The 13,892-nt window shown below is 70.1% G+C and carries 11 protein-coding genes; 9 read left to right on the top strand and 2 right to left on the bottom strand.

Annotated features, from left to right (window positions below):
- Positions 1-471: 471 nt before the first annotated feature.
- From OHT52_RS04230 to OHT52_RS04215, 4 genes are all read left to right on the top strand, one after another.
- Positions 472-1,080 (top strand): TetR family transcriptional regulator, encoded by a 609-nt coding sequence (locus tag OHT52_RS04230; protein WP_328718770.1) that lies wholly within the window; start codon positions 472-474, stop codon positions 1,078-1,080.
- 43 nt (positions 1,081-1,123) lie between these two features.
- Positions 1,124-1,756 carry a ScbR family autoregulator-binding transcription factor gene (locus OHT52_RS04225; protein ID WP_328718769.1) on the top strand — a complete coding sequence of 211 codons (633 nt, stop codon included), beginning with the start codon at positions 1,124-1,126 and terminating at the stop codon, positions 1,754-1,756.
- 1 nt (position 1,757) lies between these two features.
- A complete protein-coding gene (locus tag OHT52_RS04220) occupies positions 1,758-2,702 on the top strand; it encodes an NAD-dependent epimerase/dehydratase family protein (protein WP_328718768.1) in 945 nt (314 codons plus the stop codon).
- A gap of 602 nt (positions 2,703-3,304) precedes the next feature.
- Positions 3,305-4,135: a hypothetical protein gene (locus tag OHT52_RS04215; protein WP_328718767.1), complete on the top strand. Its 831-nt coding sequence runs from the start codon at positions 3,305-3,307 to the stop codon at positions 4,133-4,135.
- Positions 4,136-4,384: 249 nt separating this feature from the next.
- Here OHT52_RS04215 and OHT52_RS04210 read toward each other — a convergent pair whose 3' ends face one another.
- Complete coding sequence (locus OHT52_RS04210; protein ID WP_328718766.1) at positions 4,385-5,914, bottom strand: helix-turn-helix domain-containing protein; 1,530 nt, start codon at positions 5,912-5,914, stop codon at positions 4,385-4,387.
- A 311-nt stretch (positions 5,915-6,225) separates the two neighbouring features.
- Here OHT52_RS04210 and OHT52_RS04205 point away from each other — a divergent pair, with 311 nt between their 5' ends.
- Positions 6,226-6,594: a nucleotide pyrophosphohydrolase gene (locus OHT52_RS04205; protein WP_328718765.1), complete on the top strand. Its 369-nt coding sequence runs from the start codon at positions 6,226-6,228 to the stop codon at positions 6,592-6,594.
- Positions 6,591-7,145 carry an HIT family protein gene (locus tag OHT52_RS04200; protein WP_328718764.1) on the top strand — a complete coding sequence of 185 codons (555 nt, stop codon included), beginning with the start codon at positions 6,591-6,593 and terminating at the stop codon, positions 7,143-7,145. The genes OHT52_RS04205 and OHT52_RS04200 overlap by 4 nt, the downstream gene beginning before the upstream one ends.
- Positions 7,146-7,226: 81 nt before the next feature.
- Here OHT52_RS04200 and OHT52_RS04195 read toward each other — a convergent pair whose 3' ends face one another.
- Positions 7,227-7,901 carry a DUF1707 SHOCT-like domain-containing protein gene (locus tag OHT52_RS04195; RefSeq protein WP_328718763.1) on the bottom strand — a complete coding sequence of 225 codons (675 nt, stop codon included), beginning with the start codon at positions 7,899-7,901 and terminating at the stop codon, positions 7,227-7,229.
- A 441-nt stretch (positions 7,902-8,342) separates the two neighbouring features.
- On the opposite strand from OHT52_RS04195, the gene OHT52_RS04190 reads away from it, so the two are divergent.
- The 3 genes from OHT52_RS04190 (at position 8,343) to acnA (ending at position 13,862) form a co-directional block, all read left to right on the top strand.
- A complete protein-coding gene (locus OHT52_RS04190; RefSeq protein WP_328723609.1) occupies positions 8,343-9,308 on the top strand; it encodes a threonine/serine dehydratase in 966 nt (321 codons plus the stop codon).
- Between the two features lie 278 nt (positions 9,309-9,586).
- Complete coding sequence (locus OHT52_RS04185) at positions 9,587-10,483, top strand: aminoglycoside phosphotransferase family protein (protein WP_328718762.1); 897 nt, start codon at positions 9,587-9,589, stop codon at positions 10,481-10,483.
- A 664-nt stretch (positions 10,484-11,147) separates the two neighbouring features.
- On the top strand, positions 11,148-13,862 hold the full coding sequence (gene acnA, locus OHT52_RS04175; protein ID WP_328718761.1) for an aconitate hydratase AcnA: 2,715 nt from the start codon (positions 11,148-11,150) through the stop codon (positions 13,860-13,862).
- Positions 13,863-13,892 lie beyond the last annotated feature (30 nt).

Raw genomic sequence — 13,892 nt, 5'->3', positions numbered from 1 at the left:
CGCCTGCGATAGAAGAGTGGGGTACGAACGTCGTCGTCCGTGGGGAGGCTCAGGACTGAAGATAAAGGATGATTGTTTTTTTTGTCGAGCCGCTCCTTGATCGACCTCAGGTGTGCCTCGGGGGAGCGGGGGTGACGATCCTTCGGCTTCTCGGGTGCACTCGGCCGGACCGTGACCAGCGGGTAAATCACCTGTTCAGAAAGGAATGTGACCCCTGGCCAGGGAGGTGTGACGAGCTCCGGCCGGAGCGGAGCACACCGTTCGTGTGGGGAGTGTCACACTTGCTTGCGCCCTATGCCGAGGGATTAAACGGTGCGTTCGTTCTGTAAATTGTGGGTTGCATCGAGCCAACCGCCGGATGAGCTTCTGCCCGGTGGTTCCTCATGTTTGACAGTTCTTCACTTCTCGCGGTGCAGGTCGTGACGACCGCCCGCGGGGGCGGGCTACCGGCAAGCAGACAAGGGCGGGACCATGACACAGGATCGGGCCGCACGGACACGCGCGACCCTCATCCGGGCCGCCGCCGTCGAGTTCGACCGCTACGGCTACGCGGCCACCTCCATGAACAGGATCGCGCGGTCCGCGGGGCTCTCGACGGGTGCGCTCACCTTCCACTTCGCCAGGAAGGACGACCTCGCCAACGCGGTTGTCGACCAGGCGTGCCGACTGAGCAGCGGCGTCCAGGAGCGGGCCCTGCGGCGCGATCCGGAGCGGACCCCCCTGGTCAGGCTCGGAGTACTGGTGACCGAACTGCTGCGCTGTATGCATGAGCACGCCGAGGTGCGCGGCTCCGTACGGCTCGAACTCGACCGGCCCGACGCGGAGGTGACGTGGTCCGTGCGCTGGCTTGAGGCGGTCCGGAAGCTGGCCGCCCAGGCACAGGGAAACGGCGGTCTCCCCAGGCATCTGCGGCCCGAGCAGATCGAGACGCTCGTGAGGCTCTTCGTGTTCGGGCCCGGCAGTTGGCGCCGCGACGGGGTGGTCCCGTGGTCGGAGTACTCCGAGCTGTGGGCCACGGTCTGGGAAGGAGTCCAGGGGTCAGATGGCCCACAGACGCCTGGCCGCCGCATACAACCGTAAGATAGCGGATGTTCGCTTTTTTTCTGAAGGGACGGGTCTTCCGATGCCCAAGCGACAAGAGCGTGCCCTGCGCACCCGGGAAACCGTCCTGCGGGCGGCGGCCGAGGTCTTCGACGAGCACGGCTACCACGCCGCCAGCATCCGGCTCATCATGGACCGGGCGCAGGTCACGCAAGGGGGAATGTACTTCCACTTCAAGTCGAAGCGTGACATCGCCGAGGCGGTCGTCGCGGATCAGCAGAGCTTCGTCGAGCTGCCGAGCGGGGAGGACGGGCTGCAGCGGCTCATCGACACCAGCTACCACCTCGCCCGTGAACTCCAGGAGAACGTCCTTTTCCGGGCGAGCGTCCGTCTTGCCGTGGAGCAGCAGGAGTTCGGCGGCTACGACGCCACCGCTTACGACGAGTGGGCGGACCAGTTCCATCGCCAGCTGATAGCCGCCCGCGCGCGCAACGAACTGCGCTTCGGAGTTGACGAGCGGGAGTTCGCGACCTTCCTGATGGCGTCGTACTCGGGGGTGCAGCTCTACTCCCACATCTCCACCGGACGCCGCGACCTCATGCAGAAGGTCGCCGCACTGTGGCGCTACCTGCTGCCCGCGGTCGCCCGCGAGGAGGTCATCACCAGCTTGCGCCTAAGCCCCCCGTCGCTTGTCCGAGCCGACTCCGCCGTCTGACATGCGTGCCGTAAGGGTTGTCCTGACCGGGGGGACGGGCTTCGTCGGCTCCGCCGTGCTGCGCGAACTTCTGCGCCTCCGGGAGGCTGGCGGGGAGCTCGGCGAGCGGCAGGACATCAGCGTGCTCGCCGTCGGCCGTCGCCGGCCCGACGGGCTTGATCCGGTCCGAGACGCCTGGGTTCGCGCGGACCTCGCCCGGCCGGCGTCCCTCGACGGCGTGTGCGCCGGCGCGTCCGCGCTGCTGCACTTCGGTGGGATCCTGAGCCCGGACGCGGACGTCTGCCGGATGGTGAACGTCGAGGGCACGGCCGCGCTGATGGGCGAGGCGGCGCGGGCCGGCATCGGCCGGATCGCCCACCTGTCGACCGCCGCGGTCTACGGGCGCGGCCCTCATCGTCTGCGGCACGTCGACGAGGTTGCCCCCGCCCCCGTGTCCGTAGCGAGTGCCAGTCGGTGGACCGCCGAGCGCCACGCCTTGGGCGCCGGGGCGGCCGTGCTCAGGCCGGGACTCGTCCTGGGACCCGGCGACCGCTGGGTGGTGCCGGCACTGGCCGAAGTCGCCGGGCGTGTCCCGGCTCTGTGGGACGGCGGTGGTCACCGGCACTCGCTCGTCACGGTGGACGACCTCGCGCGGCTGGCCGTCGGCACCGTCCTGGGCGAGCGTCCCGTGCCCGGCGGCATCTACCACGCGCACCATCCCGAGCCCTCCACCACCAAGGAGATCGTCGACAGCCTCGCCGACCTCGGCGCGCTCCCCCGCTTGACGCGGCGATTGCCCTGGCGGGAGTGCCTGGATGCGCTCCACGCGTCGCACGGGACTGTCAGCGAGCGTCAATTCGCCTTGCTCGCCCTGGAACACACCTACGAGAGCGACGACATCTGGGAGCGCACGGGCCTGTCTCCCGGGCCACCGCCGCACCTCCGGTTGGCCCGTACGGGCCTGTAGGAGTCGCCCGCGTGCGCCTTGGCCCGTCGGCCTCCGCGACCATGCGGGACGGGTGTGCTCCGCCTGTTCGGCCGTCGGCCCGCGGCTCTGGACCGACTACCCGACATCGCATGCCTCGGCCCCCGGATCCAGTCGGCCCCGTGGAACTCATGCCGCTGCTGTCGCCCCTTCGCACTCCCTCGACGGGGATGTGGCGCCGACGTCGAAGCGCGTCGCGTTCCACGTCCGGGATCGTCATCGACTCGGCGAGCACGGCTGCGAGCGCCTCCACCTGGACGTCGCCGATGCCCGCGTGGAAGAGCCGGCGGATGTTCTCGCCGCGTGTGATGAGGTCGATCGCCGAACGCGCGCTCTTGTCCGGTGCGGTCGCTGCCCGGACGTACCGCACCTGGTCGATCGGGATGTCCTGGCGGATCTCACCCTGTTCGAGGAAGGCGTTCGTCCTGCCGCCGTTCTGCGGGTGGAGAGGGCGGAGCGCCACCAATCGGCGGCTGCGATGGATACGCTTCCCACCGAAGTGGCCGTGTTGCCGCAACCTCCGAACCGACTGGAGTCGGCCGGCTCAGGGGTGGGCTGCGGCGCGATGAGAGCAGGGGGTTGCCATGTCCTTGGCCATGTGTCCACTGTGCAGTGACGACGAGGACATCGAGGTGCGCGCGACGCTCGACGGCGGACGCCGGGTGCTCAGGCATCGATGCGGCTTCGAGTGGCAGCACGGCGAACCCGCCCCGGCGCAGCGGCAAGTGGCCCGCTCTTTCGAGGCTCTCAGGGCGAGCTTCCCGAAGCCCGAGGACGTCGATCCCGAGCGGTTGGAGCGCGTGGCCCGGCTCAAGGCGCGATACCTCGCCGTCAAGCCGGACTTCGACCCGCGCGTGGCCGCCTACTGGTCGAAGTACCAGGGAGTCTTCACGCCCGAGGGGCTGCGGACGTGCAACCCGCAGGTACTCAAGGACTTCGCCAACTCCGAGATCGGCGCGCGACCCGGGAACCAGGCCACGTTCAACTCCGCCTGGAACGACATGGGAGACGCCGCGGCGGCCGAGTCGACCCGCTCGACGATCGAGTATCTCCTGCGCGGACCTGACGAGGTGCCACTGGAGGACCGGCTCCAGCAACTGCTCGATGGCACGCTGTCGTTCGCCATGACAGGCTTCAAAGAAGCCCTCCTCACGAAGGTACTGTGCGTGATGCGTCCCGACCGGTTCCTCACGATCCTCAAGTACAAGACGGATGCGGGCGGCAAGCGCGAGATCGCGCGGCTGGTCTACGGCCTGGAGCTTCCGGCACCCGAGTCGGTGAGCTGGACCCGCGGTCGTCTCATTCTCTGGAGCAACGACCTCCTGCGCACCCTCGTCGGAGACGGCTTCGCCAACCAGCAGCACTCGGCCGCGTTCCTGTGGTGGGCCAAGGACAGAGTCGAGCGGAGCGGTTGACCGAGAAGGAGACATGACCGACATCGGACATCGCGAGGCCACTTCGGGGGGCGACCCCCGCGCAGGTCGGCGGCCGTTCAGACGCAATTGACGCGCCGTCACCCCTGTCTGACCGTCTTGCGCATGCGTTGCGCGAGGTGCTGAGAAGCAACAGTGACGAGTCAAGGTCGTAAGGGTGAGTATCCGCAGGTCGGCCGGCATGCCGGGGTGTCGTGCCCGCTGTCTCCAAGGGGCACGACACCCCGCCGGTCAGATGTCCCGGAAGATCTCGATCTGCGCGCCCACCGAGTTGAGGCGCTCCGCCAGGTCCTCGTAACCGCGGTTGATCACGTAGACGTTGCGGAGTACGGAGGTCCCCTCGGCCGCCATCATCGCGAGGAGCACGACGACGGCCGGGCGGAGTGCCGGCGGGCACATCATCTCGGCGGCGCGCCAGCGGGTCGGGCCCTCGACGAGGACGCGGTGCGGGTCGAGGAGCTGGAGTCGGCCGCCGAGGCGGTTGAGGTCGGTCAGGTAGATGGCGCGGTTGTCGTAGACCCAGTCGTGGATCAGCGTCTGGCCGTGCGCGGAGGCGGCGATGGCCGCGAAGAACGGCACGTTGTCGATGTTGAGGCCCGGGAACGGCATCGGGTGGATCTTGTCGATCGGCGCCTCCAGCTTGGAGGGCCGGACGGTGAGGTCCACCAGCCGGGTACGGCCGTTGTCCGCCGCGTACTCGGTGGTACGGACGCAGTCCACGCCCATCTCCTCCAGTACGGCCAGCTCGATCTCCAGGAACTCGATCGGCACCCGGCGGATCGTGAGCTCCGACTCCGTCACCACGGCCGCGGCCAGCAGGCTCATCGCCTCGACCGGGTCTTCGGAGGGGGAGTAGTCCACGTCCACGTCGATCTGCGGCACGCCGTGGACGGTCAGCGTCGTCGTGCCGACCCCGTCCACCCGTACGCCCAGTTCCTCCAGGAAGAAGCAGAGGTCCTGGACCATGTAGTTGGAGGAGGCGTTGCGGATGACGGTGGTGCCGTCGTGCCGGGCGGCGGCGAGCAGCGCGTTCTCGGTCACGGTGTCGCCGCGTTCGGTCAGCACGATGGGGCGGCCGGGGGTGACGGTGTGGTCGATCTGCGCGTGGTAGAGACCGTCCGTCGCGGCGATCTCCAGGCCGAAGCGGCGCAGCGCGATCATGTGCGGCTCGATCGTGCGGGTGCCGAGGTCGCAGCCGCCGGCGTACGGCAGTTTGAACTGGTCCATGCGGTGCAGCAGCGGGCCCAGGAACATGATGATCGACCGGGTGCGACGCGCGGCGTCGGCGTCGATCGCCTCCATGTCCAGCTGCGCGGGCGGCACGATCTCCAGGTCGACGCCGTCGTTGATCCAGCGGGTGCGGACACCGATGGAGTTGAGGACCTCCAGGAGCCGGAAGACCTCTTCGATGCGGGCGACGCGGCGCAGCACGGTGCGGCCCTTGTTGAGGAGGGAGCCGCAGAGCAGGGCGACGCAGGCGTTCTTGCTCGTCTTGACGTCGATGGCGCCCGAGAGGCGCCGGCCGCCGACGACCCGCAGATGCATGGGACCGGCGTAGCCGAGCGACACGATCTCGCTGTCGAGGGCCTCGCCGATGCGGGCGATCATCTCAAGGCTGATGTTCTGGTTGCCGCGCTCGATGCGGTTGACGGCGCTCTGGCTGGTGGCGAGAGCCTCGGCCAGCTGTGTCTGTGTCCAGCCCCGGTGCTGACGGGCGTCACGGATGAGCTTGCCGATGCGTACGAGGTAGTCGTCTGACATGTCGGCAGGCTATCTCACATATGAGATGTGCATGCGTTCGGGCGAGGCGTTCGGGTGAAAAGATGACCGGAGCGCCGCGCGGCCGTTCGTGGCACCGGCGCGGGCGCGCCCGGGGTCCACGGGCCTCCACCGCACGGGTGCGGAGGTCCCTGCGTGACGGTGACCCGCCGTCAGGGTTGCACGATCGCTCCATGAACGCATGGCCACCCGCCCGGGGCGGGGAGGCCGCCGTTTCGGCGGCCCGTGTCACGGTCCGCCGGATCCGGCGGACCGTGCGTTGCGGCACCCCTGCTCATGGGTACAGCCCTTACGTGGACCAGGAACCTGACGGGCTCGACGCCCTCGCGGAGCGCGCGATGCGGATCCACGCGCTGTACGACCGGCTCAATCTCGCGGCCCGCGGCCGTACCTGGAACCGGGAGGAGTCCATGCTCGGATTCGTCGGGGACGTGGGCGACCTGGCGAAGATCGTGATGGCGGAGGAGGGCGCCCGGCCGCACCCCACCGCCGCGCCCGGTGGACTCGCCCACGAACTCGCCGACTGCCTGTGGTCCGTCCTCGTCCTGGCCCGCCTCCACGACATCGACCTCGGGCGCGCGTTCACCCGCACGATGGCCGAGCTGGAGACCGCCATCATCGCCGACCTGGCGCGGCTGCCACGCCCTGGGGCACCCGCGTGACGGCCGAGGGCCCGGAGGAACCCTTCGACCTGGCCGCGTACGAAGCGCGCGCCCGGAACGGTCCCTGCTTCGTGTGCGCCACCGTGGCCCGGAGGCAGGGGTACCTGCACGAGGTGGTGTACGAGGACGGGTTGCACATCGCGTTCCTGGACCGCTGGCCGACCCTTCCGGCGAAGGTGCTGGTGGCGCCCAAGGCGCACCTGGAGCACGTGGTCGGGGACCTCGACGCGGAGGGGTTCCACCGGCTGATGGAGGTCGTCCGGCTGGTGGCGAGGGCCGTCGAGGCCGTCGCGGCGCCCGAGCGGACCTACCTGTACTCGCTGGGCAGCCAGGACGGCAACGCGCACATCCACTGGCACATCGCGGGGCTGCCTCCCGGCGTGCCCTACGCCGAACAACAATTCCACGCCCTGATGGCCGAGAACGGGGTGCTGCGCGGCACGCGGCCCGACGTGCCGCGGATCGGGCGGCGGATCAGGGAAGCGATCGTGCGAGGAGCGGAGGCGGCGGAGGCCGGGGAGGCGACGGTCCGGTACCCGGCACCGGAGTGAGCCATTGAGGTGAATCCCGTACGAGGGAACCCGCACTCCGGATGCTGCGCCATGGAGGGCGGCCGTCGGTCCCGGGAGGCGTCAGGCGCCTGCGGACGGAGACGCGGGCACGCGGAGCAGCCACTGCCCGAGCGTCCGGCGCGCGGGCCGCACCACGACCTTGCCGTGGGCCTTCTGTCCGACCAGCTCCACCCTCAGCACGGTCGGTGTCTCCGGGGCGGTTCGCGCGCGGCGGTGGCTGAGCCTGCAGTGGGCCAGCGACAGGCCGTCGACATCGACCTCGACGCCCGGCCTCGTGACCAGTGTCAGCTTCTTCCCCGCCATGGCCACGTCGATCCGCAGGGTGTCCTGAGTGATCACCGCCTCGGTGAGGTCGAGCGTCACGTCGCACCAGCTCACGGCGAGTTCCAGCCGCCTGGGCAGCACCCAGCGGCCCACCCGCTCGACCGGACCGCTGAACACCTGCTCGATCCGGACGACGTCCTTGGCCTCGGCGGCTGCGCCGGTACCGCCGGCGCCGCTCGAAGCGGCCGGCAAGTCGGCGGTGAGTACGGCGAGTTCGCCCACTGTTCGCGCCGACAGGGCGTACTCCAGACGCTCGTCCAGTTCCTCCGCGGTGAGCAGGCCGTCCCCCGCCGCGACGGTCAGCATGTCCACCACGCGGTCCCGGTCCGCATGGGACGCCCGCAACTCGGGCGAGGGGCTTGGACCGGGGTGCTTCCCGGTGGGTGGAACAGGCGAAATCTCTCCCGGCATGCTTCCGTCCCGGTGTGGTCGAAGGATCCTGTCCAAGGGCCTCCGCGACGCGCGTCGGCAGCGCGGGAGGAAGACCTACGCTATATCGCGATACACGTCTCGGTCGAGCGGTCGAGCGGTCGGGCGGTCGGGCGGTCGGGCGGTCGGCGGGCCGTCGAGCCGTCGTGCTCCGTCGCGGAGGATGCAGGGTCGGCGCCGGCGGACGCCGTCGCGCCGGATCGCGCCGCCCGGTCGCCGGTGGCGATGTCCGCCCGAGCCGCGACGGGTTGCGGCAGGAGGGCACCGGGGTCCGGCCAGGGGCGGCCGGGGCTGCGCGGCGTAGGATGATTCAGTCGCCGCGCGGCGGATCCCGGTGCGAGGGCGCGTGGCCACCGCCTTCCTGCCGAGGACGACGCGGATCCCGGTCACCTCAGTTCGGATCGGACGGCGGGGGCGGACGTGCTGATTACTGTTGCTGACGTGGAAGCCGCGGCCGCGCGGATCGCCGGGCACGTCGTACGGACCCCGACGGTGCCGAGCCCCGGGCTCTCCGCCCTGCTGGGCGCCCAGGTCACCACGAAACTGGAACTGCTCCAGCGCACCGGATCGTTCAAGGTGCGCGGCGCGACGGCGAAGCTGCTCGCGCTCGGCGCGACCGAACGGGCCGCCGGGGTCGTCGCGGTGAGCGGCGGCAACCACGGCATCGCGGTCGCGGTCATGGCCGGCGCCCTGGACGTCGAAGCGACCATCATCATGCCGCGGTCCGCCCCCGGCCGGGCCGTGGACATCGCCGCGGCCGCCGGAGCGAACGTCATCCTCACCGACACCATGGGCGAAGCATTCGCCCTCGTGGACGAACAACGGGCCAAAGGCCTCACTCCGGTCCACCCCTTCGACGACCCCGTCGTCATCGCGGCCCAGGGCACGGTCGGCCTGGAACTCGCGGAGGACGCCGGGGAGCTCACCGACGTACTGGTCAGCATCGGCGGCGGGGGACTCGTCTCGGGGATCGCCACCGCGCTGCACGCGCACCGGCCGGGGGTACGTGTCTGGGGCGTGGAAACGGAAGGCGCGGGAGCCATGTCGGCGGCCCTGGCATCCGGCGGACCGGTTCCGGTCGAACTCTCCTCGATCGTCTCGACGCTGAGCGCCCCCAGCGCCTCACCACTCACCCACGAGCACGTCTCCGCGCTCGTCACCGACGTCCTCACCGTGACCGACGCCGAGGCCGTCCAGGGCTCTCTCGACCTGGCCGAGCACGCGAAGGTCTGGGCCGAACCAGCCGCCGGATGCCTGCTGCCCGCAGCGCGCCGGGTGCTGGAACGCGTCGGTGACCAGGCCAGACTCGGTCTGGTGGTCTGCGGCGGCAACGCGTCCACCGCCGACATGGCCACCTGGACCCGGCGCTTCGGCCTGCGCCGCCCCTGACCGTCCAGCGGGAAGCGTCTCGTGCCGGTCACCGGCCCGAGGGCGTGTCCAAGCCGGTCAACGCGCAGGGCGCGTGTCCAAGCCGGTCACCGGCCGTATCCGTCGGCCGTCAGTGACACCGGCGTCGCGAAGACCTCCCGGAGAAGGACGGCCGGGAACGGCCCGCGCGCGCCGGGGCGGGCCGGTCCCGCTCCGGCCACCACCCGAACCCGCAGCGTCCAGGTCGGTCCGATCCGCTTCCGGCCACGCGAACCGGACTGCTGGAAGGACCCGCGAGCATGACCATGCACGATGACCAAGTGGACGTGACCACGCACGTCGTCGCGACCCTGATCCGAGAGCAGTTCCCTCAGTGGCACGGCAGGGTGATCCGGCCAGTGGCGTCGACCGGTACGGTCCACGCCATCTTCCGCGTCGGCGACGACCTCTCCGCGCGTTTTCCGCTGCGTCCGGCCGATGCCGGGGAGGCGCTGGAGGCTCTGGAACGGGAAGCCCGGGCGAGTGCGGAGCTGGCGCAGGTGTCCCGGTTCCCCGTTCCGGAACCCGTCGCCCTGGGAAAGCCCGGCGCGGGTTACCCCATGCCGTGGTCGGTCCAGACGTGGCTGCCGGGAACCACCGCCTTCGACGCCGACCCGAGTGGGTCGGACGCTTTCGCCGAGGACCTTGCGGCCTTCGTCGCGGCCCTGCGGACCGCCGGGACGAAGGGGCGGCGTTTCAGCGGTGAGAACCGCGGCGGCGTTCTCGCTCACCACGACGACTGGATGGCGAAGTGCTTCGAGGAGAGCGAGGGGCTGCTCGACGTGCCCCGACTGCGCCGGATGTGGAGCCGCTTCCGGGAACTGCCTCGCACAGGTGCGGAGGTGATGAGTCATGGTGACCTGATTCCCGGCAACGTACTGGTCGCGGGAGGCCGGCTCGGCGGCGTACTCGACACCGGTGGCTTCGGCCCGGCCGACCCCGCGCTGGATCTGGTCAGTGCCTGGCACCTGTTGCGGTCGGGCCCGCGGGAAGTGCTCCGGCGGGCCCTGGTCCGTGACGATCTGGAGTGGGAGCGCGGCAAGGCATGGGCGTTCGAACAGGCGATGGGGCTTGTCTGGTACTACGTCGAGAGCAATCCGGCGATGAGCGCGATGGGGCGCCGGACACTTGACCGGCTTCTGGGGTCCAAGGAGTGACGTCGCCCCGCTTGCAGCCCGTGAGGGAGGCGACGCCCGGCCTCGTCGTCCCCGTACGACGGCGTCGAGCGGTTCCGCGCGGCTCAGGGGCATTCCGGCCGGTACGGCCGCGAGGCGTGTGCCGCGGTGCTCGGTCGGTTCGCCGAGGTCCTCCCCGGTGAGCCGGTGGTGCCCCGCACCCAGACCGCACCGAGGTGGAACGGTTCGAGGAGTGGGGCGCCGCGCAGTGGTGCCGCGTGTGGTCCCCGGTCGTCCCGGTCGTCCCGTCCGTCCGACGCCGGACCGGCGGGGCCGTACGGGCGGGTTAGGCCGACGGTGACCCCGTCCACCTCGGGCGCAGGGTAGGCGCACCCCCCGGGCCGGCCCGTCGTGCGGTCGGGCAGCGGGCGCGAGGAACCCGAAGCGGCCGGGTCCTCCGCCGCGCGCCTCGATCGGACGACGGCGGACACCCCGCTCCCGGGCATGACCGTTCGACGGCGATGTACTAGAGTTATCTCGACATCGAGATAACTGCCGAGGCGCACCGCAGCCGCCGCCCGGTAAGGGTTACCTAACTAACCCTTACCTTAGCGGATCGGCGAGAGGTCGTAGGCGGCACCACACGGCGCCCGCCGTGAGTGAGGCGCGGCGCGGTAGTACGCGCACATTGATGAAGGAGACTGTCGTGTCGGCGAACAGCTTCGACGCCCGCAGCACGCTGCGCGTGGGCGACGAGTCGTACGAGATCTTCCGGCTGGACAAGGTGGAGGGCTCCGCCCGCCTCCCGTACAGCCTGAAGGTGCTGCTGGAGAACCTCCTCCGCACCGAGGACGGCGCGAACATCACCGCCGACCACATCCGGGCACTGGGCGGCTGGGACTCCCAGGCCCAGCCGAGCCAGGAGATCCAGTTCACGCCGGCCCGCGTGATCATGCAGGACTTCACCGGCGTTCCCTGCGTCGTGGACCTCGCCACCATGCGTGAGGCCGTGAAGGAGCTCGGCGGCGACCCGGCGAAGATCAACCCGCTGGCCCCGGCCGAGCTGGTCATCGACCACTCCGTCATCGCCGACAAGTTCGGCACCAACGACGCCTTCGCCCAGAACGTCGAGCTGGAGTACGGCCGCAACAAGGAGCGCTACCAGTTCCTGCGCTGGGGCCAGACCGCCTTCGACGAGTTCAAGGTCGTCCCCCCGGGCACCGGCATCGTGCACCAGGTCAACATCGAGCACCTGGCCCGTACGGTCATGGTCCGCGGCGGCCAGGCGTACCCCGACACCCTCGTCGGCACCGACTCGCACACCACGATGGTCAACGGCCTCGGCGTGCTGGGCTGGGGCGTCGGCGGCATCGAGGCCGAGGCCGCGATGCTCGGCCAGCCGGTCTCCATGCTCATCCCGCGCGTCGTCGGCTTCAAGCTGACCGGCGAGCTGCCGGCCGGCACGACCGCCACCGACCTCGTGCTCACGATCACCGAGATGCTGCGCAAGCACGGCGTCGTCGGCAAGTTCGTCGAGTTCTACGGTGAGGGCGTCGCCGCCACCTCGCTCGCCAACCGCGCCACCATCGGCAACATGTCGCCGGAGTTCGGTTCCACCGCCGCGATCTTCCCGATCGACGACGAGACCCTGAACTACCTCCGCCTGACCGGCCGCGACGCCCAGCAGGTCGCCCTCGTCGAGGCGTACGCCAAGGAGCAGGGCCTCTGGCTGGACCCGGCCGCCGAGCCGGACTTCTCCGAGAAGCTGGAGCTCGACCTCTCCACGGTCGTCCCCTCCATCGCCGGCCCGAAGCGCCCGCAGGACCGCATCGTCCTCGCCGACGCCAAGGCGCAGTTCGCCCAGGACGTGCGCAACTACGTCTCGGACGACGAGGAGTCGGGCAAGGAGTCCTTCCCGGCCTCCGACGCACCGGCCGCCTCCAACGGCGTCCCGTCGAACCCGACCACGGTCACGGCCCCCGACGGCACGACGTACGAGATCGACCACGGCGCCGTCACCGTCGCCGCGATCACCTCCTGCACCAACACCTCGAACCCCTACGTCATGGTCGCCGCGGCGCTCGTGGCCAAGAAGGCGGTCGAGAAGGGCCTGACCCGCAAGCCGTGGGTCAAGACCACCCTCGCCCCGGGCTCGAAGGTCGTCACCGACTACTTCGACAAGGCGGGCCTGACGCCGTACCTCGACAAGGTCGGCTTCAACCTCGTCGGCTACGGCTGCACCACCTGCATCGGCAACTCCGGCCCGCTGCCGGAAGAGGTCTCCAAGGCGGTCAACGAGCACGACCTGGCCGTCACCTCGGTGCTCTCCGGCAACCGTAACTTCGAGGGCCGGATCAACCCCGACGTCAAGATGAACTACCTGGCGTCCCCGCCGCTGGTCGTCGCGTACGCCATCGCCGGTTCGATGAAGGTCGACATCACCAAGGACGCCCTCGGTGTCGACCAGGAAGGCAAGCCGGTCTTCCTGGCGGACATCTGGCCGTCCGAGGCCGAGGTGAACGACGTCGTCGCCAACTCCATCGGCGAGGACATGTTCAACAAGTCCTACCAGGACGTCTTCGCGGGCGACGCCCAGTGGCAGGCGCTGCCGATCCCGACCGGCAACACCTTCGAGTGGGACTCCGAGTCCACCTACGTCCGCAAGCCCCCGTACTTCGAGGGCATGACGATGGAGACGACCCCGGTCGTCGACATCACCGGCGCCCGGGTGCTCGCCAAGCTCGGCGACTCGGTCACCACCGACCACATCTCCCCGGCCGGTGCGATCAAGGCCGACACCCCGGCCGGCAAGTACCTCACCGAGCACGGCATCGAGCGTCGTGACTTCAACTCCTACGGCTCGCGCCGTGGTAACCACGAGGTCATGATCCGCGGCACGTTCGCCAACATCCGCCTGCGCAACCAGATCGCGCCGGGCACCGAGGGCGGCTTCACCCGCGACTTCACGCAGGCGGACGCCCCCGTGTCGTTCATCTACGACGCCTCCCAGAACTACCAGGCCGCCGGCACCCCGCTGGTCATCCTGGCGGGCAAGGAGTACGGCTCCGGCTCGTCCCGCGACTGGGCCGCCAAGGGCACCGCGCTGCTGGGCGTCAAGGCCGTCATCGCCGAGTCGTACGAGCGCATCCACCGCTCGAACCTCATCGGCATGGGCGTCCTCCCGCTGCAGTTCCCGGAGGGCCACACCGCCGAGACCCTCGGTCTCACCGGCGAGGAGACCTTCTCCTTCACCGGCGTGACCGTGCTCAACGACGGCACCACCCCGCGCACGGTCAAGGTCACCACCGACACCGGTGTGGAGTTCGACGGCGTCGTGCGCATCGACACCCCCGGCGAGGCGGACTACTACCGCAACGGCGGCATCCTGCAGTACGTGCTCCGCAGCCTGATCCGCAAGTAGGCCCGGGCGGCGCACACCGCGCGCCGTGTG

It is taken from the genome of Streptomyces sp. NBC_00247, assembly GCF_036188265.1.
In the GTDB taxonomy this organism is placed as follows: Bacteria; Actinomycetota; Actinomycetes; order Streptomycetales; family Streptomycetaceae; genus Streptomyces.
This window is presented reverse-complemented; position numbering and strand designations above follow the sequence as displayed.

Excerpts from the sequence above, each read along its gene's own strand:
- OHT52_RS04230 (WP_328718770.1), top strand. The coding sequence starts at position 472 with ATGACACAGGATCGGGCCGCACGGACACGCGCGACCCTCATCCGGGCC.
- OHT52_RS04225 (WP_328718769.1), top strand. The coding sequence starts at position 1,124 with ATGCCCAAGCGACAAGAGCGTGCCCTGCGCACCCGGGAAACCGTCCTG.
- OHT52_RS04220 (WP_328718768.1), top strand. The coding sequence starts at position 1,758 with ATGCGTGCCGTAAGGGTTGTCCTGACCGGGGGGACGGGCTTCGTCGGC.
- OHT52_RS04215 (WP_328718767.1), top strand. The coding sequence starts at position 3,305 with ATGTCCTTGGCCATGTGTCCACTGTGCAGTGACGACGAGGACATCGAG.
- OHT52_RS04210 (WP_328718766.1), bottom strand. The coding sequence starts at position 5,914 with ATGTCAGACGACTACCTCGTACGCATCGGCAAGCTCATCCGTGACGCC.
- OHT52_RS04195 (WP_328718763.1), bottom strand. The coding sequence starts at position 7,901 with ATGCCGGGAGAGATTTCGCCTGTTCCACCCACCGGGAAGCACCCCGGT.
- OHT52_RS04185 (WP_328718762.1), top strand. The coding sequence starts at position 9,587 with ATGACCATGCACGATGACCAAGTGGACGTGACCACGCACGTCGTCGCG.